We start from the raw sequence: 19,627 nt of genomic DNA on the forward strand, positions 1-19,627 counted from the left end.
TTTGAACGTGTTTTTCTTGATATTGTTCTTAATAAACATTGTTTTTAATATGGTAGTAAAAAATCCCTTAGAGTTTTCTAGGGGATTTTTTTGTTTTAGTGATTTAGGTGGAGAGGTGTTTAGGTCTTATATTGAGTAGGATCTTTCATATTTGAATTGTGTTGTGCTTGACACGTTGAGTCAAAAAAGGCATTAAGAACATTTTGTCGTGCTTGTGACCAGTGTTCAAACTGTTGGCAGGTAGTTTCTAGGGAGCCTTGCCATGTTGGTATTTTACCTCGTACAGATTTAATCCGCTCTTGGTTTGGATAGGGTAGGTTTTGGGCTGCTTCAGCGGCTTCATACGCAGCGACTCGGTCATTACACACTAAAGCAATATCACAGCCTGCTTCGATAGCTGCTTTGACACGTTGTCCTGCATCTCCTGCTGTATGGGCGGCTTTCATAGATAAGTCATCTGAAAATATAATGCCATTAAAACCTAAGTCATTGCGTAAAATATCTTGTAGCCAGATTTTTGAGAAGCCAGCAGGCTTGTCATCTATTTGATTAAAGATAACATGTGCAGGCATTAAGGCATCTAGCCAAGGCATAGTCTGAATAAAGGGTTGCATGTCAATATTATAAATATCAGTATAAGAGCGGTTGTCAATTGCATCAGCAACGTGAGAGTCGGGTGCGACAGAGCCATGTCCGGGGAAGTGCTTGCCAGTAGTTGCCATACCAGCACTTTTCATGCCACGCATAAACTGTGAAGATAAAGCAACAATGGCTTCAGGTTTGGGGTGAAAACTACGGTCACCAATGACTTGACTGATACCATCAATATCTAATACAGGAGCAAAGCTCATATCAATGCCCACAGCTAATACTTCCGTTGCCATCAGATAGCCACAATCATAGGCGAGTTGTAGAGCATGGCAGGGGTTGGTATTGAATAATATGCCAAGTTTGCCCATTGCTGGTAGCGGTGTAAAACCATCACGCAGTCGTGCAACCCGTCCGCCTTCTTGATCAACACCGATAAGAATATCAGGGTTATGATGGCGTATGTCATCACACAGGCTACGTACTTGTTGTGGGCAGTCGATGTTACGTGCAAACAGGATAATGCCACCAACCTGTGCTTGTTGTATAAGATGGATATCTTCAGTGGTTAATTGGGTGCTGCCAATATCAGTCATCAGTACGCCATACATGCGTGAGTCCTTTTTATCAATAAGTCATTGGAAAAGCTATGAAAAAGCTATCTTGAGATTATCAAGTGTGTGTCATTATGCCACTATTGTTGGGTGCTATAAAGTCAGTTACACATTCATAAATTCATAAGGACTCCTCATAACAGTATTATTTTTTAAGTAACTATAGAGAGGAAGGTATCTTTGATAACTGATATGAGTTGTGCTGTAGATAAATTGAGCATACAGATTGAGACAATTAGGTAAGTAAACTTGTGTTAGTATGCCAAAGATACTATGTTGTTTGCATAAATAAATACTATGTTTGCATAAATGATATGCTTATGTAGGAACGAGGTGATTTTGTTATATAGTATGACCATTTAATACAGTGATTTAATTTTTCTATCACGGTGCTGATTTTGCTGGTTCTTGCATATTTGTACAATAGCCACTAGATAACTAGATAGCAATTTGTGTGATATAGCAACACAATGATAAAAGTTTAATAGACCCTCCGTCTAATAGAGAGTTTAAGTGAGAGATATATGAAAAAACAACCAACACAATGGTTATTAAGTGCAGTTGCTGTCGGCATAGCTGGTGTTATTTTTTCGCAAGGCTACCAATCAGCCGTTGCTGCAGATAGTGCAAGCTTTGAGGTGACGCCAGAGCAGAAGTTAACCACACGGCAGGTAGCAACTTTGCTAGATCGGAGTCACTATCTAAATCAGCCATTAGATAAACAAATGGGTCAGCAAATCTTACAGATGTATTTTGAGCGTTTGGATCCAAATCACACATTATTTTTACAGTCTGATGTGGATGAGTTGACTAGAAAGTATGGTGATACGTTTGCAGACCGATTAAAGCGTGGTGATTTATCGGCTGGGCAGGAGATTTTTGAGCGCTATCGTTTGCGCTCTAACCAGTATTATGATTTCGCCAAACAATTTTTGCAAAAAGATGTCGATATCAATCGTGATGATAGTATCGTTTTGGATAGAGAGGATGCGAAGCGGTTTACCACAGCACAGGCGCAGCGTGACTATTGGGAGCGTCAGTTGACGTTTCAAGTGATGAGTCTGAGCTTAGCGCAAGAAGGTGATAAAGCCCGCGATAAGTTATATATGGAAAATCCAGACTTAACGTTGGGTCAGGATTTAATTTTAGATGAGGAAAGAACCCCATCAGAAGTATTGTTAAGTCGCTTAACTCGTCAGTCTCAGCAGTTATCACGATTGACAGGTGATGAGATTATGGAGACGTTGCTAAATACCGCAACGCTGACATATGACCCACACAGTAATTATTATGCACCTTTGCAAGCGACAGAGATTCAGGTTCAGTCTAGTTTGCAACTAGAAGGTATTGGTGTAAGTATTCGTCCTTATCGTAAAAATCCAGATTATACTCAGATTGTGACATTGGTTGATGGTGGACCGGCATCAAAATCTGGCAAGATTAAACCAAATGACCTGATTTTGGCTGTTGCTAAAGATGGTACAGATATGAAGGATGTGGTGGGCTGGTCAACTCGGGAGGTAGTCTCTTTAATACGAGGTAGACGTGGTACAGATGTTGTAATTAAGGTGAAGCAACCAAATACACCGGATTCAGCAGCCCGCTTGGTGACTTTAACTCGTGACGTTATTGAGCAAGAAGATTCTGGCGTATCGCATCGAGTTGTTACTATAGAGCGCGATAATCAAGAGCCAGCACGTATTGGTGTTTTAGAGATTCCAAGTTTTTATCTGAATTATCAAGCTCGCCGTAATGGACAAAAATATCGTAGTGTGAGTATTGACACTCAAAATGCGTTAGAAGCATTAAATGAGCAGAATATTGATGGGTTGGTTGTTGATTTGCGTAATAATCCGGGTGGCTCATTAGATGAAGTCGCCAGAATGTTAGGTCTATTTATTAAAGAAGGACCTTTGGTACAAATTCGTGATAATCGTGGTAATGTCCAAGTCTATAAAGATGAAGATGGTGGAAAACAGCTTTATGATGGCAAAATGGTGGTCATCACTAACCTAGCTTCTGCCTCTGCCAGTGAGATTTTTGCCGCGGCTATCCAAGACTATGGGCGAGGATTGGTGGTTGGTAGTACAACTACAGGCAAAGGCTCAGCACAGATTCAGCTAGATAGCTTAGCATTAGGCTCGGCGACATTGACACAACGTAAGTTTTATCGCATTACTGGTGGTAGTACACAAAATAAAGGTGTTGTACCTGATGTAGAGTTGGTGAATATTTATGAGGGTGCAGACTTTGATGAGCGTTCACAGAAAAATCCATTAAAATGGGATACCATCAAAACGTCACCTTATAAACCTGAGGGACGGTTTAGCCGTGACACATTACAGACACTCAATGAGCAGTCAACCATACGTCAGAATATCAATCCGCAGTTTGTTTATCTCAATACACTTAATAATATTAAGAAAATGGAAGATGAGAAAAAGCCGATTAAGCTGAATATTGATGACCGTCGTGCGCACATGCGTGCAGTAGAGCAGAAAACTTTACAAGCAGAAAATCAGCGCCGGATTGCTTTGGGAGAAAAGCCGTACAAGGATTGGACAACTTATCAGGCAGCGTTGGAAGCAATGTTTGAGGAGCGTAGTCACTTAAAAGAATCTGAGCGCCCCAAATTGCCAGAAGATGAAGCCTTTGTTATAGAAGCAGCAAATATCATGTTATCTGTTGATGATGGACGTGATGAAAATGCCCCTGCATCAATCAAGAGTACACAGAGCAGTAGTGAAACTGAGAGTGCTGAAGCTGAGTAGTGTAGGGATTGCTCATTGATTTACTGATATAGAGCAATGAAATAAAGAAGGTAAGTCATTACAAACAGTCTTTTACCAACTGTCTGTGCTGGCTTGCCTTCTTTGTTTTGTCTTATCTGATTGTTTTTATCCTATTGATTTTTTGTTGCCTGTTCTCAGGATTTGATTTGCTTAAACCACTTGTCCACAAGCAAAGCCACTTGCCCATGCCCACTGGAAATTATAACCACCCAGCCATCCAGTGACATCAAGCACCTCACCAATAAAATATAGGTTTGGTTGCAGTAAGCTTTCAAAGGTTTTTGATGAAACTTCATCAGTTGCAACACCACCACGAGTGACCTCAGCAGTGCGGTAGCCTTCTGTTCCTGAAGGTTTTAATGTCCAGTTATTTAAGGTATCTCCAAGCTGTTTAAGACGTTCATCTTTAATATTTGCCAGCTCTTTATCTTTGTCTGTTGCCCATAAATGTTCTTGTAATGCCAATAGTAATTTTTTGGGGAAGTAGGCACTAAGAACAGTGCGTAGTCGTTGTTTGGGGTGTTGTTCTTTTTGTTGAATCAGCCAGTCACCTGCTGTTATTGTGGGTAGAAGGTTGATATGGATTGACTCACCAATGTACCAGTAGTTGGAAAGTTGGAGCATGGCTGGGCCTGATAAGCCTCGGTGAGTAAATAGCATAGGACGAGCAAAAGAAATGCGCTCATTAAAGGCAATCACATCAATACTTATCCCTGATAATGACGCAATCAATGCACCCACACTGTCAGTAAAGGTAAACGGTACAAGGCTGGCATCTGTGGTGATGATTTGGTGTCCAAATTGTGTTGCCACTTCATAGCCAAATCCTGTTGCTCCCATCGTCGGGATAGATAGACCGCCCGTTGCAATCACTAAAGAATGACAGCGCAGTTTGCCTTGTGATGTGGTGACGATAAATCCTTGCTTATCTTCTACAGCTTGTATGCTCTTAACACTGGTATTTAGCTGAATCTGCACACCTGCCTGTGTGCATTCAGTTTGTAGCATGGTGACAATATCTTTAGCAGAGTTTGTACAAAATAGCTGTCCATATTCTCGCTCATGGTAGGCAATGCCATGTTTTTCGACCAAGGCAATAAAATCCCAGCAAGAATAACGGCTCAGAGCAGACTTACAGAAGTGGGCATTACGACTGATGAAATGCTCTGCTTGTATATCATAGTTTGTAAAGTTACAGCGCCCACCACCTGACATCAATATTTTTTTGCCTGCTTTATTGGCGTGGTCAATGACCATAACTTGCCGTCCTCGCTGTGCTGCTGTCAAAGCACAATATAATCCAGACGCCCCTGCACCAATAATCAATACATCAAGAACTGAACCATCCAGACTGATATTGGGATGTTGCGGAGCTTGATTTTTCTGCTTAGATAGGTTATCTGGCTGGTGGTCTGCTAAGTGAGGTGCAGAGAGCGTATTTTTAGCTGTGCCATACGCTGAGGATGAAGTCATAAAAAAACCTGCTCAATGGTTTAAAATAGTTAAAGTATAAAAAATAAAGCCATAAAATGACTAAGGAGTTTCAAAAGTCAAAAATAACAGTTTACAACTGAGCCAGAATCTAGTAAAAATATGGGTAGGGCAGTTACAAGGAGGCAACTACCAATATAGTCTAAATCATAGTGAATACACTTACAGTGTTACCCTAGCTAATTGTCACTGATGTGATTCAGTTGCAATATGCGCTCGGCTTCCTTGTATTGACAGTAATGATGATTTGGCTATAACGGCTGTTTACCACTCACACATCGCTCTGTTGATTCGGTAATGATTCCCAAATTCAGTAGAAAGTATATTGCTTTGGCAAGTTTTCTGGTGTTGTTTGTGTTGATTCTACCATCAACCTAATGGAACAAGATGATTTTTTGATGCGATTGTGTCATATCCTATTTATTTAGTGTGATTAGATGCCACAAGGTTTTTCTATTATTTGCAACATAATCAGTTGACAACACAATAAATGGCAAATGATCTACTATTTCCATAGCTGTAGATAGTGAGTGTTGAATTTATTTCCTATCCATTTACCATAAAAAGGACTTTATTTATGAAAACTTTTCCCCACAGTGCTGAGTTTGCCGCGCAAGCAAATACCAATCCAGAAACCTATAAAAAAACGTATGCAGACTCGGTTGCACCTGAGAGTAATGAAGCCTTTTGGGCGCAGCGGGCAGAGTTAGTTGATTGGATAAAAAAACCAACCAAAATTAAAAATGTCAATTATGACTTAGATGACTTTCGCATCAAGTGGTTTGAAGATGGTGAGCTAAACGTATCTGTAAACTGTCTAGATCGTCATTTAAAAGAAAATCCCTATAAGCCTGCCGTTATTTGGGAAGGTGATCACCCTTCTGAGCATAAAATTATTTCGTATAAAGAGCTGCATGCAGAAGTATGCCGTCTGGGCAATGCCATGCGCAAAATGGGTGTGGGTAAAGGCGACCGTGTGACTTTATATATGCCAATGATTCCAGAAGCACTGGCTTCTATGCTGGCGTGTGCGCGTATTGGGGCAGTACACTCAGTGGTCTTTGGTGGCTTCTCTGCCGATAGCTTGGCAAGTCGTATCATTGACAGTCAGTCTAAGTTAGTAATTACTGCTGATGAGGGCATACGTGGTGGTAAACATACCCCATTAAAAGCCAATGTTGACCGTGCATTAGATGTTGATGGTACAGAGTGTGTCGAGCGTGTGATTGTGGTACACCGTACAGGAACATCAATTCCCATGAGTGGTCGTCGTGATGTGTGGTATCACACAGTGATAGATACTGCCAATGAAGACTGCCCACCAGAGCCAATGAATGCTGAAGATCCTTTATTCTTGCTATATACCTCTGGCTCAACAGGTAAGCCAAAAGGGGTGTTACATAGTACAGGTGGTTATTTGACTTATGCGTTATCTACCTTTAGAGATGTATTTGATATCAAAGATGATGACGTATTTTGGTGTACTGCTGATGTGGGTTGGATTACAGGGCATACTTATGTGACTTATGCACCACTAGCGAATGGTACAACAACTGTGGTATTTGAAGGTGTACCACAATATCCAACATGGGCACGTATCGGTCATATTATTGATAAACACAATATCAGCATCATGTATACAGCACCAACAGCGATTCGAGCCATGATGAAAGAAGGTGATGCTTACGTACGTGAGTCAGACCGCTCTAGTTTACGTCTCTTGGGCTCTGTTGGTGAGCCAATCAACCCAGAAGCATGGGATTGGTACTATCATGTGGTGGGTGAAGGACGTTGTCCGATTGTTGATACATGGTGGCAGACAGAAACAGGCGGTATCTTGATGACACCAATTCCAAATGCTGTTGATTTAAAACCAGGTGCTGCCATGACGCCACTTTATGGTGTGAAACCTGCCATTGTTGATGCCGAAGGCAATGAGATTGAAGGACCTTGTGAAGGTAACTTAATCATCAAAGATAGCTGGCCTGGGCAGATGCGTACGATTTATGGTGACCATAAGCGCTTCTTAGAAACTTACTTTAGTACTTATCCGGGTAACTACTTTACTGGTGATGGTGCTATGCGTGATGAAGACGGACACTACTGGATTACTGGTCGTGTGGATGACGTATTAAATGTTTCAGGACACCGTTTAGGTACAGCAGAAATTGAAAGTGCTTTGGTTGCACATCCAGCAACTGCTGAAGCTGCCATTGTTGGTATGCCTCATGAGGTTAAAGGACAAGGTGTTTGTGCTTATATCATCTTAAAAGCTGGCGAGGAAGTGACAGAAAACTTGAAAGGTGAGCTAAGTCGTCATGTACGTGCTGAGATTGGTCCGATTGCCAACCTTGATGCGATTTATATCGTTGATGCACTACCAAAAACCCGCTCTGGTAAAATCATGCGTCGTATCTTACGTAAACTAGCGGCTGGTGAGTTCGATGGTTTAGGTGATACATCAACACTTGCTGATGCTGATGTTGTTGACGACTTAATCCGTGTGATTCAGGCAAATAATGGCTAAATAAACGGTTGGTTAACACATAATCAGATAAGTTTATTTATTAATAAATAAAGAAGAGGGTGAGTTTTATATTGACTTAACTTACCAATATATCTAGCCTGTCTTCTTTAATGATGACCCCTATTATCCATGTTTATGGATAATAGGGGTTTTGTCATGATATGGATAACTAACGAATGACTAAATGGCTATTAAATAGTCAGCGAACTTGATAACTATTACAGTGTTAGGCTCATTTTCTCTACAGCTGTAATAGCCGTATGGTATTTGTTTTAGATTTTTTCGTGACAGGATTAAATAACCTATATAAAAAAGCAACAAGTATGACACTTGTTGCTTTATATGATAACGTTACGTATACAAGGCAGTATGAGTTTTAACTCATCTCTGGTGTTTTGCCTTCATTGATGACTTCTGCATCAACAGTGACATTCTGAATACCTTCCATTGATGGTAGCTCATACATGGTCTCTAGTAGCGCATTTTCGACAATAGAGCGGAGACCACGTGCACCAGTTTTGCGCTCCATAGCCTTTTTAGCGATGGCATCGAGTGCATCTTCAGTAAAGGTGATATTTGCACCTTCCATATCAAATAAGTATTGATATTGCTTAACCAATGCATTTTTAGGCTCAGTTAAGATTTGCATCAATGCTTTTTCATCCAGCTCTTCTAGGGTTGCGATGACAGGTAGACGACCAATCAGCTCTGGAATCAGACCAAACTTGATAAGGTCTTCTGGCTCTACTTCTTTAAATAAGTCTGTTAGCTGACGGCTATCTTCTTTAGATTTTACATCGGCATTAAAGCCAATGCCTGTTTTCTCAGTACGCTGTTGAATGACTTTATCTAGTCCAGCAAATGCACCACCAACAATAATCAAAATATTGCTGGTATCTACTTGAATCAGCTCTTGTTGAGGGTGTTTGCGTCCACCATGTGGTGGAATGGCTGCTACCGTTCCTTCAATCAGTTTGAGCAAGGCTTGCTGTACGCCTTCACCAGAAACGTCACGGGTGATGGAAAGGTTCTCGCCTTTTTTGCTGATTTTATCAATCTCATCAATATAAATGATGCCTTGCTCTGCCTTACTAACATCATAGTCAGAGGCTTGTAGTAGCTTTTGTACGATGTTTTCGACATCTTCACCGACATAGCCTGCTTCAGTCAATGTGGTTGCATCTGCCATGGCAAATGGTACATCCAGAAGGCGAGCTAGGGTTTGTGCCAATAATGTTTTACCAGAGCCTGTCGGACCAATGAGCAGGATATTGCTTTTTGCCAGCTCAACCATGGCATCATCTGCACCAACTTTGGCTTTTTTCTTATCTTGTGCCAATTGTTGGCTAACTTTAAGGCGCTTATAGTGATTATAGACAGCGACAGAAAGTGCTTTTTTAGCGGTGCTTTGTCCAATGACGTAATCATCTAAGTGAGCGCGCAACTCTTTGGGTGTGGGTAGTTTTTTATTAATCCATGAAGTATCTATTTCAGAATCATCTGTGGTATCGACAACACCATCAGCGATTAAGTCAGTACATAGCTCAATACATTCATTACAGATATTGGCATTATCAGAGGCGATAAGCTGGCTGACTTCACTTTTGGATTTACCACAAAATGAACAGTGAGGGGTATTATCTTTTGCCATAAAGGCACTCCTAAAAAATGAACTCGTATTGCTATTATTGCGTATATTGTGGGCAATAGATAGAACGTATTTGGTTGAGTCGGGCAGATATCAGAATATATTTGATACCTGCACACAGACACAGTGAGATATGGTCAGGGTTATTCTGACTCAGGGCGACGTTCTAGTACCTCATCAACCAAGCCATATTCTTTAGCTTCTTGAGCATCTAGCCAGTAGTCACGCTCAACATCTTGTGCGATTTTTTCAAGAGGTTGTCCTGTACGCTCTGACAAAATACGGTTTAGGCGGTCACGAATTTTTAGAATTTCACGGGCATTAATTTCAATATCAGTTGCTTGACCTTGTGCACCCCCGGATGGTTGGTGAATCATCACACGTGAATTTGCCAACGCATAGCGCTTGCCTTTTTGTCCAGCAGCTAGTAGGAATGAACCCATACTATATGCACCACCCATACAAATGGTTGAGACTTCAGGCTTAATGAAGTTCATAGTGTCAAAGATTGCCAAACCTGCACTGACTGAGCCACCAGGTGAGTTGATATATAGATGAATGTCTTTGTCAGGATTTTCTGCTTCTAAGAATAGCATCTGAGCGACAATCAAATTTGCCATATTATCTTCAACTTGACCAGTCAAAAAGATAACACGCTCACGCAGTAGACGAGAATAAATATCAAATGAGCGTTCACCACGAGCAGATTGCTCAACCACCATCGGTACAAGGGCGCTTTGAGGCGCTGATGTGGCGTTTTGGTGGGCGCTCATTAAAATATCAAAATGTGGGTTGTTGGTAATACGGTCATAATCAGTCATAGTCTGTCCTTTAAACAAGAGTCTGTTAATATGCTACTTTAATGATTTTCTACTCATTCTATCTATAGATGCAAGTTGAGCAAATATAATATATTTATGATAGCCATGATGGCAAAGTTGTTTGGATTCAGTTATCTGGATACAGTGAATGATGTGGTTGTTAAATAATCTAAATCATTCATTTCTAAATCATTCATTTCTAAATCATTCATTTCTAAATCATTCATTTCTAAATCATTCATTTCTAAATCATTCATTTCTAAATCATTCATTTCTAAATCATTGAATCGTCAATTGGTAATTAAACTAGATTGGGGCAATAACCCCATATATCAAGGCGTTAATCATTATACATTATGCCAAGAGTTAATGGGTTTGGCTAAATAAAAATGCCCCAACAGAAGGTGTCAGGGCATAGAGTCACGCAAAAGTGATTAATGGTGTAACAATCAGTCGAAGTTATACCATTTGTTGCTGTTGGGCAGCAAGTAGCTCTTGATAGCTGACCTCTTTATCAGTGACATTTGCCTGCTCTAAAATATAGTCAACAACCTGATCTTCTAATACAACTGATTCGATATTAGCACGTTGCTGTTTATCGTTGGTGTAGTATTCGATAACTTCTTCTGGGTCTTCATAGTTTTCAGAAGCCTCTTTGATGAAGTTTGTTACACGCTCTTGGTCAACTTTGATATCTTGGCTTTCGATTAGGCGAGAGACGATGATACCTAAGCGAGCAGCACGCAATGCTTGATCTTCAAATAGCTCATCTGGAAGCATGTCTTTGCTAAAGTTATCTGGGTTTGCACCAAACTGCTGCGCAAAGCGTTGCATCATCATGTTACGTTGACGGTCAATTTCTTGCTCTAGCATGGCTGCTGGAACTTCAAACTCATTTTTCTCAAGTAAGGCATCAAAAGCAGCTTGTTTTACTTGATTGCGCGCAGCGTTTTTGATTTCACGTTCCATGTTCTTACGAACGTCTACTTTTAGCTGGTCAAGACCGCCTTCTTTAACACCAAATAATTCAAAGAACTCATCATTTAGCTCAGGTAGTTGAGCTGTTTCAACCTTTTTAACATTGATTTTGAACTGTGCTTCTTTACCCGCTAAGTTCTCTGCTTGATAATCTTCTGGGAAAGTGACATCAATGGTTTTTTCTTCTTCAGCTTTTAACCCTTTGATACCATCTTCAAAACCTGGAATCATTTGGTTGCTACCTAAAACCAGTTTGAAGTCTTCGCTGCTACCACCTTCAAACTTCTCACCATCAATACTACCTTCAAAGTCAAATGTTACTTGGTCGCCTTCTTCTGCAGCACCGTCTTTTTCAACAAACTCTTGACGCTGTTTACGTAGGTTTTCAATCATCGTATCAACATCTTCATCGTTGACGCTGGCTAGTTGACGTTCAACTTCGATTTCGCTGACACCTTGTACTTCTACTTCTGGGAAAATTTCGACAGTAGCTTGGTAAACTAGGAAATCATTTTCTAGTTTTACATCATCAATGTTTGGCATACCGACTGCACGAACGTCTTCTTCACGAATGGCTTCAAAGACAGTATCACGAATCACATCGTTGATAACTTCTTGTTGAATACCAGCGCCAAATTGAGCACGGATGTGAGAGACAGGTACTTTCCCTTTACGGAAACCATCAATTTTTGCCGTTTTTGCAACCTGACGGATGCGTCCTTCGACTTTATTTTGGATTTTCTCGACAGGAACTTTTACAGTAAGTTGAGTTTTATTGTCAGAGACTTTGTTTGTCGTGACTTGTAGATCTGTTGCCATGTTTAATACACCTTGTTAAATATAGCTTGGGGTTGATATGGGTGACAGTCTGATGCGCTATCTATGATGCCGATAATAAACGGCGGGGTGCATCTATTTTTGGACTGCCTGATAAATACAAATAATATAAATATAGAAATTGGGTGTTACAACAAAATTTTAAAAGTAGAACAGTATAGTCTATCTGGCTATTAAAGTAAAAAATATCTACTTGAGCTGCGCAATTAAAGTACGAATGGCTTGTCCACGGTGGCTGATGGCATTTTTTTGCTCAGCACTTAGCTCAGCAGCACTAAGTTTTTGTTGAGGTAGCCAAAATAAAGGGTCATAACCAAATCCATTAACTCCTCTAGGACTGTCTAAGACTTCTCCTTCCCATATGCCTTGTGCAATGATAGGTAGAGGGTCATCTGCATGACGAACCAAGGCTAGCACACACACAAACTGCCCTATGATAGCTTGGTCAGGATTGGCTTGACGTATGGGTTGTAAGTTTTTGACAAGTTGGGCATTATTTTTAGCATCATTCCCATGCTCTCCAGCATAACGTGCTGAATAAATACCCGGTGCATTACCTAAAATAGGTACACATAAGCCAGAATCATCAGCAATAGCAGGTAGACCACTAATACGGCTGGCATGACGTGCCTTAATAATAGCATTTTCGACAAAGCTTAAACCATCTTCTACTGCATCCTCAATATTAAGCTCACCTTGCGGTATGATGTCTACATTGAGTTTTGCTTGGGTAAGTAGGCGTTGTAATTCTGCTAATTTACCTTTGTTATTACTTGCTAAAACCCAGCGTGATGATGAAAAATCGCAGGGTTTGCTATGTGAAAAGTCGTGGGAAATATTGTGCATAGTACCTCATTAAACTGTATATTAAGCCTGTGTTTTAAAATCCTGAATAATAATAATTTCCAATAATAACAATAAGTAACGGACAGTTATATTAAACATTGTTATACTCGCCCACATTAAGTTAGCAAGCATAACTTATCTCTCTTAAAAGTTAAATCCCGTAATTTAATTATAGTCTATAGGGACTTTCTTAAAGTAGCATCCCATGCTGAATTTAGATGTATATCTAAATAGAAAAATATGGGTCAAAACGTTAAGAGAAACCCCCTCATTTAGCCAATTTATTCACAGCATTTAGATAAGATAGATTTGGTCATAGTCAGTATGATATACAATATGGCACCCCCTGAGTTCGTCATTTGTGAGTTGACCAAACAGAGGGGTATCTCATCTAAATGTGTTATTGGACCAGCCAAGGATAATTAAAGCCATGTCTCATATTACTTTACCTGATCTACCTTACGCAAAAGATGCCCTAGAGCCTTATATCAGCGCTGAAACCTTAGAGTTTCATCATGATAAACACCACAATGCGTATGTAACCAAGCTTAATGAAATGCTTCCTGGCTCAGAGTTAGAAGGCAAAACTCTGCCAGAAATCATCATTGCAACTGCCAAAGATGATAGCAAGCAAGGTATGTTTAACCAAGCTGCGCAAGTATGGAATCATACCTTTTATTGGAACTGTATGACACCAGAAAATGGTGGTGGTGAGCCAACAGGTGACCTAAAAGCTAAAATCGAAGAAGATTTTGGTAGTTATGAAAAGTTCCGTGAAGAATTTAAAAATGCAGCAACATCACAATTTGGCTCAGGTTGGGCTTGGTTAGTTGCTGATAGCGAAGGTGGTAAGCTATCTATCATGAAAACTGCCAATGCAGATACGCCACTGGCTCATGGTAAAGTTGCTGTGTTGACTTGTGATGTATGGGAGCATGCTTACTACATCGACTATCGTAACCGTCGTCCTGACTATGTAGATACTTTCTTAGACAAGTTAGTAAACTGGAACTATGCCAATGCCAAATACAAAGGGCAAGATGCTGGCGTTGAAGAGTAAAGTATAATAAGAGCTTATATATTAATAAGTTCTAGTTTTTGTTTTAAAAAAGACACCTTAAAGATAAGGTGTCTTTTTTTATGTCTACTTTATAGGGTGGCTATCTTTGTTTTTAGGACAACATTATTGCTAAATAAAATCTAGACATTGCTTCTCTTAGCTATTTACATTTATAGCTAATCACGTTATGGTGGAACTTGAAAAATACATATTATTATTAGTATCAGATAAGATTTTAATGATTGTATTTATTATAATTTATCAATATAATTAAGTAATTATTGATGTATTACTAAGCAGTAAAAAAATATCTCAATTAAATTGATAATACAAGACCATAAGGAAACCCTCATGTTGCATAGCCTACTACAAAAGTTCGATACTGCCCGCCCATTTTCTACCGTTTCTGCTCATTGTGATATCCCTTGTGGTATCTATGACAGCACCCCTGCACAAATTTTTGCGCTAAGCGTATTGCGTTATTGCCACCAAATTGATGGTTTAGGCGATAGCAAAGAAGACCAAGCCAAGCTAGTACGTTTGGTAGCTGATAAAGAAAAACACGCCGAATCTGTAAAACATGAAATCCGTGTGATTTGGGGTGATTATTTTAAAGGTGAGTTACTAGAAAAGTATCCTAATATTCATGAATTGACCCATAGTATTATGATGGCTGGCTCTGCAGCCAAGCAAAGCGTGAGTGTGGAAAAAGCACAAAAGCTTGTTGACTTGGTTAATGAATTTGCCGAAATCTTTTGGGAAACCAAAGGTGTGGAAACTTATCGTGCCACTTGCCCTTATGAGCCAAAAGTAGAAACCGTTTATCCAAAACTAGGTTAAGCCTAAGTTATATAAACGTATTTAACACGCACATAACAAGAGAAACTAACCTTGTTGCGATTACGTATTTTAAAAGTCACTGGTAACAGCATGCACCCGACCCTTGAGTCGGGTGCTTTTGTATTGGTGATGGGTTTTGCAATCAATGCCAAAAGATTTGGGATTCACTGGCAACAATCGCTTAAAGTTGGTGATATTGTTGCAGTACATCATTCACGGTATGGCGATATTATTAAGCGTATCTGTCAGATAGAGTATGATGATAAACGTACTATTACAGGGCTATATTTAGTGGGTGATAATCCGAGCCAAAGTGTCAGTACTGAGCAGATGGGACGGGTAGAAGTAGAACAAGTAATTGGTAAAGTAGTGTGGTGGGTGAATGGGTGAGCATCAAGGCACTTCCCAACCATCTGTTCCCTCGTTTTCATTAAGCATACGGCGAAAGCCATTTTTGACCATCTCTAAGCGAGCGTCTGGTACAGGCTTGCCGGTTTCGGTGACCTTATCCTTTTCAAACTCTATCTTATGCAGACGGCTATAATCTGGGGTTATCGCTTGCCAGTTGGCTTGGCTATAACTACCCTTACCATTATTGCTATTGTCACCATCTGCTGTGGCAACCACAAAGCTAAATAACGGCTCATCACCCACCATCATCCGTAAATCCTCAATCACCAATCCTTGTTTATTATCCGTCATCGGTTGTTGGCGATATGCTGTCCAACCATCGGTAAACCACGTTAACCGCTCGGTGTGGGGCTGGCTGGCAGTGGGGATTTGTGATTTGATGTCATTGGACTGCTGATATTGGTTTAACTGCCGATATTCAGGCAAGCGTTTATCAAGCAAACTGCCTCGCACTTCGTAAAGCTGACCTGTTGGTGTCTGGGCAAGGCTACGCCACATAATCGTTGAGGGTAACATCGGCATGGTTTTGATACGGGCAATGTTAATATTGGCATTGGCAAGTGTCTGTTCGGCTTTATTTTGGGCGATATATTTTAGCCCAATGGATAACAGCAGATAGCTACTTGATATAAGAAGCATATATAGGGTAAAGCGTTGGCAGTTGGCAAACCATTGTTTGGATTGGTGCTTTAATTTGCTACCATTCACCCCTTGCACATAAGCAAGCCGTTTGCCTTTGATAAGTCCTGCCATCATGGCAATTAATAGCGGAATGGTATAAATCGGGTCAATGATAAACATTGAAGCAATACTGGTCGGTGGTGGGTTAAACGGCCAAAATAGCTGTGTACCATACACCGTCAGGCTATCAAGCAATGGGTGGGTGGTCAGTGCCAAGGTCATCGCCACTGCCAATCGGCTGGTGGAATAGGGTAGGGGTTGCCCTCGCCACTGATAAAATTTACTAATCAGCCATGCCCCACCAATCCCCACTGCGGTCAATACAAACAGTGAGTGGCTAAAGCCTCGATGGTAAGTCATACTGCTAATCGGGTCAGGGTAGGATATCAACACGTCCAAATCAGGAAGTGTACCCAGCATTGCCCCATAAATATAGGCTCGGCGACCTTGATATTTACCCAATATCGCCCCTTGCACACTTGCCCCTAGTACAATCTGTGTTAATGAATCCATAAAGTTTGCCCTAGTTCTAGAACCTGTATTCACAACTCACAATGGTGGCTTTTTGCCTAAAATAGACGTACTACTGCGTTAAATGTTGGGTTAAATAGAATAACTATTCACCCCAAATTTGCCTTGTATTACGCCATTTTAATCTAAAAATACCCTAATTTTGACTTATGAATACAGGTTCTTATTTTGATTTGGCTATAGCACCTCAAACCCTAAATTTATCAATGCCTTAGTTAACATCTGAATATTATAATAAGAATGGGCTTTTGTGGTGTTTTGAAAGAATATATAAAGCGTATCAAAATGTTGTCGCTGATTGGCGATGGTATTTGCCCAACCTTGCATCTCTGTTTCTGTATAGCGGTAATCGTGGCGTTCGCTTGCCGATTGTGAGTCCCACCAATTCAGATTATTGCCATGTAAACGTAGATAGCCTGTACGATTGGTTAATAAAAACCGAGAATTGGGCAAACCATTGACCTTAGGATAATCAACACTACACCAAATCAAGCCTTGTTTACGAAAGCTGTCCTCAACTTGGGCAACGTGCCAACTGGCATGACGAAACTCAATCGCCAATTCAAACTCAGCAAAATACGTTACCAACTGTGCCAAATACAAACGATTTTCTCGGGTACGGTCAAAGCCATGCGGAAATTGTAGTAGTAGTGGGGCAAGACAATCCGCCTCTATCAGCGGTGATAGCACGTTTAAAAAGGCTTGGGCATGTTTGGCGATGCTACCATCTGTATGTGGACGCACATGGGTAAAATCTTGGTGCAGTTTTAAGGCAAATTTGAGTGGTGATTTTTTGCTATTTGCTGTGTTTACTGTTGTGCTTGGTGTTGTATCTGTTGGACTATCAGCAAATAGGTCGGGTAATGGCTGATTTGATAAGATAGTGGAGAAGTCTTGCGATTTTTCTAACATACCTGCAATGGCTTTTTGCCCGATGGGAGCATAAAAGGTGCTGTTAATCTCAACTGCTCCATAATGGTTGGCGTAATGAGTTAAAAAGTCACTCTTTTTTGTGCCTGTGGGATATAGCGTACCGAGTAAATCGGTATCACTATAACCGCCAGTGCCGATATAGATTTTTTGCGTGGGATTGTTCATCATTTAAAAAGCTGACGCTAATGCCATCACCCATAAGATAAATAACAGGGTTAATGCCAAAAACTGGGCAGCAGAGCCGACATCTTTACCGATTTTTGCTAAGGGGTGACGCTCGGTGGAGGTGTGGTCAATGCTTGCCTCAATCCCTGTATTAAACAGCTCAACGATTAAGGATACAAAGGAGGCAAAGACTAAAATCATTTTAATCACTAAAGCAAATGGCATAAATATCAATGCGACAAATAGCCCTAAATTAAGCCATAGTACCTGCCGAAACGCTTCCTCATTTTTATAGGCCGCCATAAAGCCATCACGAGAATAGCCGAATGCTTTGACAATACGGCTAAATCCGCCTTTACCTTTGACCTCACTGGCAAAGTTGTCAGCAACTTTTTCCCCTTGATTGGGTGTGTGTTCGGCGTGGTTATTGTGGCCAGAGTGTTTGGGGTTTTGCATACTGTGTGCCTTGTTTTGCTTATTTGCTTATATTGGTTAGTTATTTATTCCGTTGCCATAGCCATTCTGCTAACTCAATTAATGCATTATTTTCGCTTATATTGTTATTAGAGTGAGTATGATTAGAATTGGTAAATTGTGCTAATAAATCAGCTTTTGCCTCAACAAAAAGCTGTTTGGCGTAGGCTTTGGCAGGCTCAATACCCATCAATTTAACATAGGTGGATTTGTCCAATTTTTCATCACTGCCAGCAGGTTTGCCAAGCGTTTCAGTAGATTGGGTAACATCCAAAATATCATCTTGCACTTGGAAAGCTAAGCCAATTTTTTGGGCAAACTGTAATAGGGCTTGCTGTTGAGCTTGCAAGGATTGAGCTTGATTTTTGATATCTGTATTAGCATGATTTGCATAACCGCAAATCCCACCCATCAATACCGATGCCTCAATCAATGCCCCTGTTTTATCTCGATGAATGGCTTGCAAGTGCTGTTGGCTGATATGTTTGCCTTCAGCTTGTAAGTCCTGCATTTGCCCAATAACCATACGTCTGGCTCTAGGGGCAAAGATGGTTAATAGTTGCATGGCAACCGTTTCATCGGCAGGCTCAAAGCCTTGTAATTCAGCATTAAGCACTTCAAATGCCAATGTTTGCAATACGTCACCGACCAGTAGAGCAGTCGCCTCACCATAGACCACATGGCAGGTTGGTTTGCCTCGCCGTAGCTCATCATCGTCCATACAAGGCAAGTCATCATGCACCAAAGAATAGGCATGCAATAATTCCACTGCTAACATGGCTCGGCGACACATGCTATTTAAAATGAAGGCTGAGGTTACAGGCTGGCTAGTTGCTTGGTTTGTTAATTGGCTGGCTGATTGATGAGCCAAAACGGTGGCAAAAGCACTGCTAACCAATAACGGACGCACCCGTTTTCCGCCCCCTGATACCGCATATTCACAGGCACTTTTTAATGGTTCAGATAATTGAATAGAGTTAAATAATCGCTCAATATCCTCATTAAGCTGTTGCACAGTCAGCGTTTGCAGGTCATGGAATGTGGTGTGAGCAGTGGTAGCAGGCATAATTTCCCTAAATTATTGGCTATACAGTCAGTGTGAATTATAAACTATGACTTATCAGTCAAGGTTAAGTTTGTGACAGTCAGGGGGCAAATCCCCTAAACTAGGTCTTGTTTTCAGGCTGTTGAAGAATGTAATTAAGCTAGGGGCTGTTGAATGTTCAATAGACCCTCACCACACACTTTCCAAACAGTGAGCAAAATTATTGTCATTTTATCATGGTATGTTCAATCTAATAATAATCATTGATGATTATTATTGCCATTTTTTGGATATGTCAGAATAAAAGTCACAGTGACACAACAAACACAGAACAACAAGGAGATA

Annotated in this window: 16 protein-coding genes; 5 read left to right on the forward strand and 11 right to left on the reverse strand. The window is 40.6% G+C overall.

The genetic code is table 11. The features are described 5' to 3' along the window. Positions 1 to 119 precede the first annotated feature (119 nt). Positions 120 to 1,199, reverse strand: coding sequence for a beta-N-acetylhexosaminidase (gene nagZ, locus FHK88_RS02260; protein WP_227429149.1), 1,080 nt, complete (start codon positions 1,197 to 1,199; stop codon positions 120 to 122). 527 nt (positions 1,200 to 1,726) lie between these two features. On the opposite strand from nagZ, the gene FHK88_RS02265 reads away from it, so the two are divergent. Then, complete coding sequence (locus tag FHK88_RS02265; RefSeq protein ID WP_227429150.1) at positions 1,727 to 3,973, forward strand: carboxy terminal-processing peptidase; 2,247 nt, start codon at positions 1,727 to 1,729, stop codon at positions 3,971 to 3,973. Between the two features lie 171 nt (positions 3,974 to 4,144). Here FHK88_RS02265 and FHK88_RS02270 read toward each other — a convergent pair whose 3' ends face one another. Beyond that, a complete protein-coding gene (locus FHK88_RS02270; RefSeq protein WP_413680427.1) occupies positions 4,145 to 5,344 on the reverse strand; it encodes an NAD(P)/FAD-dependent oxidoreductase in 1,200 nt (399 codons plus the stop codon). Positions 5,345 to 6,062: 718 nt separating this feature from the next. Here FHK88_RS02270 and acs point away from each other — a divergent pair. Next, complete coding sequence (gene acs, locus FHK88_RS02275) at positions 6,063 to 8,012, forward strand: acetate--CoA ligase (RefSeq protein ID WP_227429152.1); 1,950 nt, start codon at positions 6,063 to 6,065, stop codon at positions 8,010 to 8,012. A 376-nt stretch (positions 8,013 to 8,388) separates the two neighbouring features. Here acs and clpX read toward each other — a convergent pair whose 3' ends face one another. The 5 genes from clpX to rdgB form a co-directional block, all read right to left on the reverse strand. Beyond that, positions 8,389 to 9,663: an ATP-dependent Clp protease ATP-binding subunit ClpX gene (clpX, locus tag FHK88_RS02280; RefSeq protein ID WP_227429153.1), complete on the reverse strand. Its 1,275-nt coding sequence runs from the start codon at positions 9,661 to 9,663 to the stop codon at positions 8,389 to 8,391. Between the two features lie 140 nt (positions 9,664 to 9,803). Further along, positions 9,804 to 10,481, reverse strand: coding sequence for an ATP-dependent Clp endopeptidase proteolytic subunit ClpP (gene clpP, locus FHK88_RS02285; RefSeq protein WP_319800142.1), 678 nt, complete (start codon positions 10,479 to 10,481; stop codon positions 9,804 to 9,806). A 131-nt stretch (positions 10,482 to 10,612) separates the two neighbouring features. Then, positions 10,613 to 10,753 carry a hypothetical protein gene (locus FHK88_RS02290; protein ID WP_227429154.1) on the reverse strand — a complete coding sequence of 47 codons (141 nt, stop codon included), beginning with the start codon at positions 10,751 to 10,753 and terminating at the stop codon, positions 10,613 to 10,615. 187 nt (positions 10,754 to 10,940) lie between these two features. Next, on the reverse strand, positions 10,941 to 12,278 hold the full coding sequence (gene tig, locus FHK88_RS02295; RefSeq protein WP_227429155.1) for a trigger factor: 1,338 nt from the start codon (positions 12,276 to 12,278) through the stop codon (positions 10,941 to 10,943). A 207-nt stretch (positions 12,279 to 12,485) separates the two neighbouring features. Continuing rightward, a complete protein-coding gene (gene rdgB, locus FHK88_RS02300) occupies positions 12,486 to 13,142 on the reverse strand; it encodes an RdgB/HAM1 family non-canonical purine NTP pyrophosphatase (protein WP_227429156.1) in 657 nt (218 codons plus the stop codon). 430 nt (positions 13,143 to 13,572) lie between these two features. Here rdgB and FHK88_RS02305 point away from each other — a divergent pair, with 430 nt between their 5' ends. The 3 genes from FHK88_RS02305 (at position 13,573) to FHK88_RS02315 (ending at position 15,432) form a co-directional block, all read left to right on the forward strand. Next, positions 13,573 to 14,202 (forward strand): superoxide dismutase, encoded by a 630-nt coding sequence (locus FHK88_RS02305; protein ID WP_227429157.1) that lies wholly within the window; start codon positions 13,573 to 13,575, stop codon positions 14,200 to 14,202. A 351-nt stretch (positions 14,203 to 14,553) separates the two neighbouring features. Continuing rightward, on the forward strand, positions 14,554 to 15,042 hold the full coding sequence (gene sodN, locus FHK88_RS02310; RefSeq protein ID WP_227429158.1) for a superoxide dismutase, Ni: 489 nt from the start codon (positions 14,554 to 14,556) through the stop codon (positions 15,040 to 15,042). 54 nt (positions 15,043 to 15,096) lie between these two features. Further along, on the forward strand, positions 15,097 to 15,432 hold the full coding sequence (locus FHK88_RS02315; RefSeq protein WP_227429204.1) for a S26 family signal peptidase: 336 nt from the start codon (positions 15,097 to 15,099) through the stop codon (positions 15,430 to 15,432). Between the two features lie 3 nt (positions 15,433 to 15,435). On the opposite strand, the gene FHK88_RS02320 is transcribed toward FHK88_RS02315, so the two are convergent. From FHK88_RS02320 to FHK88_RS02335, 4 genes are all read right to left on the reverse strand, one after another. Then, positions 15,436 to 16,647: a metal-dependent hydrolase gene (locus FHK88_RS02320; RefSeq protein ID WP_227429159.1), complete on the reverse strand. Its 1,212-nt coding sequence runs from the start codon at positions 16,645 to 16,647 to the stop codon at positions 15,436 to 15,438. 195 nt (positions 16,648 to 16,842) lie between these two features. Continuing rightward, positions 16,843 to 17,766 (reverse strand): DUF72 domain-containing protein, encoded by a 924-nt coding sequence (locus FHK88_RS02325; RefSeq protein ID WP_227429160.1) that lies wholly within the window; start codon positions 17,764 to 17,766, stop codon positions 16,843 to 16,845. Next, positions 17,767 to 18,219: a diacylglycerol kinase gene (locus FHK88_RS02330; RefSeq protein ID WP_227429161.1), complete on the reverse strand. Its 453-nt coding sequence runs from the start codon at positions 18,217 to 18,219 to the stop codon at positions 17,767 to 17,769. Positions 18,220 to 18,259: 40 nt separating this feature from the next. After that, complete coding sequence (locus FHK88_RS02335) at positions 18,260 to 19,303, reverse strand: polyprenyl synthetase family protein (RefSeq protein WP_227429162.1); 1,044 nt, start codon at positions 19,301 to 19,303, stop codon at positions 18,260 to 18,262. Between the last annotated feature and the right edge of the window lie 324 nt (positions 19,304 to 19,627).

The sequence above is a fragment of the Psychrobacter sp. I-STPA6b genome (assembly GCF_020662265.1).
GTDB lineage: Bacteria > Pseudomonadota > Gammaproteobacteria > Pseudomonadales > Moraxellaceae > Psychrobacter.

Excerpts from the sequence above, each read along its gene's own strand:
- nagZ (WP_227429149.1), bottom strand. The coding sequence starts at position 1,199 with ATGTATGGCGTACTGATGACTGATATTGGCAGCACCCAATTAACCACT.
- FHK88_RS02265 (WP_227429150.1), top strand. The coding sequence starts at position 1,727 with ATGAAAAAACAACCAACACAATGGTTATTAAGTGCAGTTGCTGTCGGC.
- acs (WP_227429152.1), top strand. The coding sequence starts at position 6,063 with ATGAAAACTTTTCCCCACAGTGCTGAGTTTGCCGCGCAAGCAAATACC.
- clpX (WP_227429153.1), bottom strand. The coding sequence starts at position 9,663 with ATGGCAAAAGATAATACCCCTCACTGTTCATTTTGTGGTAAATCCAAA.
- clpP (WP_319800142.1), bottom strand. The coding sequence starts at position 10,481 with ATGACTGATTATGACCGTATTACCAACAACCCACATTTTGATATTTTA.
- FHK88_RS02290 (WP_227429154.1), bottom strand. The coding sequence starts at position 10,753 with ATGAATGATTTAGAAATGAATGATTTAGAAATGAATGATTTAGAAATG.
- tig (WP_227429155.1), bottom strand. The coding sequence starts at position 12,278 with ATGGCAACAGATCTACAAGTCACGACAAACAAAGTCTCTGACAATAAA.
- rdgB (WP_227429156.1), bottom strand. The coding sequence starts at position 13,142 with ATGCACAATATTTCCCACGACTTTTCACATAGCAAACCCTGCGATTTT.
- FHK88_RS02305 (WP_227429157.1), top strand. The coding sequence starts at position 13,573 with ATGTCTCATATTACTTTACCTGATCTACCTTACGCAAAAGATGCCCTA.
- sodN (WP_227429158.1), top strand. The coding sequence starts at position 14,554 with ATGTTGCATAGCCTACTACAAAAGTTCGATACTGCCCGCCCATTTTCT.
- FHK88_RS02320 (WP_227429159.1), bottom strand. The coding sequence starts at position 16,647 with ATGGATTCATTAACACAGATTGTACTAGGGGCAAGTGTGCAAGGGGCG.
- FHK88_RS02325 (WP_227429160.1), bottom strand. The coding sequence starts at position 17,766 with ATGATGAACAATCCCACGCAAAAAATCTATATCGGCACTGGCGGTTAT.
- FHK88_RS02330 (WP_227429161.1), bottom strand. The coding sequence starts at position 18,219 with ATGCAAAACCCCAAACACTCTGGCCACAATAACCACGCCGAACACACA.
- FHK88_RS02335 (WP_227429162.1), bottom strand. The coding sequence starts at position 19,303 with ATGCCTGCTACCACTGCTCACACCACATTCCATGACCTGCAAACGCTG.